General features: G+C 66.0%; 1 protein-coding gene. It reads left to right on the top strand.

The genetic code is table 11. The annotated features are described in order from the left end of the window. A partial coding sequence (gene tuf / locus D9C15_RS33165; protein ID WP_128003715.1) for an elongation factor Tu occupies positions 1-1,187 on the top strand: 1,187 nt, incomplete at its 3' end.

The raw sequence follows: 1,187 nt of genomic DNA, 5'->3' as shown, positions 1-1,187 counted from the left end.
ATGTCAAAAGGCAAATTCGAGCGGACCAAGCCGCACGTGAACGTGGGGACGATTGGTCACGTGGACCATGGGAAGACGACGCTGACGGCGGCGATCACGACGATCCTGGCGGCCAAGTTCGGCGGCGAAGCCAAGGCGTACGACCAGATCGACGCGGCGCCGGAGGAGAAGGCGCGCGGCATCACGATCAACACCGCGCACGTCGAGTACGAGACCGCCAACCGGCACTACGCGCACGTGGACTGCCCGGGCCACGCCGACTACGTGAAGAACATGATCACGGGTGCGGCGCAGATGGACGGAGCGATCCTGGTCGTGTCCGCGGCCGACGGCCCGATGCCCCAGACGCGCGAGCACATCCTGCTGGCGCGCCAGGTGGGCGTGCCCTACATCATCGTCTTCATGAACAAGTGCGACATGGTGGACGACGCCGAGCTGCTCGAGCTCGTCGAGATGGAAGTGCGCGAACTGCTGAGCAAGTACGACTTCCCGGGTGACGACACCCCGATCGTCAAGGGCTCGGCCAAGCTGGCGATGGAAGGCGACAAGGGCGATCTGGGCGAACAGGCCATCATGCGCCTGGCCGACGCGCTGGACAGCTACATCCCGACCCCCGAGCGCGCCATCGACGGCGCCTTCCTGATGCCGGTCGAAGACGTGTTCTCCATCTCCGGCCGCGGCACCGTGGTGACCGGCCGCGTGGAGCGCGGCGTCATCAAGGTCGGCGAGGAAATCGAGATCGTGGGCATCCGCCCGACGCAGAAGACCACCTGCACCGGCGTGGAGATGTTCCGCAAGCTGCTGGACCAGGGCCAGGCGGGCGACAACGTGGGCATCCTGCTGCGCGGCACCAAGCGCGAGGAAGTCGAGCGTGGCCAGGTGCTGTGCAAGCCCGGCAGCATCAAGCCGCACACCCACTTCACGGCCGAGGTGTACGTGCTCTCCAAGGAAGAAGGCGGGCGCCACACGCCGTTCTTCAACAACTACCGTCCGCAGTTCTACTTCCGCACGACGGACGTGACCGGTGCGGTGGAGCTGCCCAAGGACAAGGAGATGGTGATGCCGGGCGACAACGTCAGCATCACGGTCAAGCTGATCGCGCCGATCGCGATGGAAGAGGGTCTGCGCTTCGCGATCCGCGAAGGCGGCCGCACCGTCGGCGCCGGCGTCGTGGCCAAGATCATCGA

The organism is Piscinibacter defluvii (assembly GCF_004011805.1).
GTDB lineage: Bacteria > Pseudomonadota > Gammaproteobacteria > Burkholderiales > Burkholderiaceae_C > Piscinibacter > Piscinibacter defluvii.
This window is presented reverse-complemented; position numbering and strand designations above follow the sequence as displayed.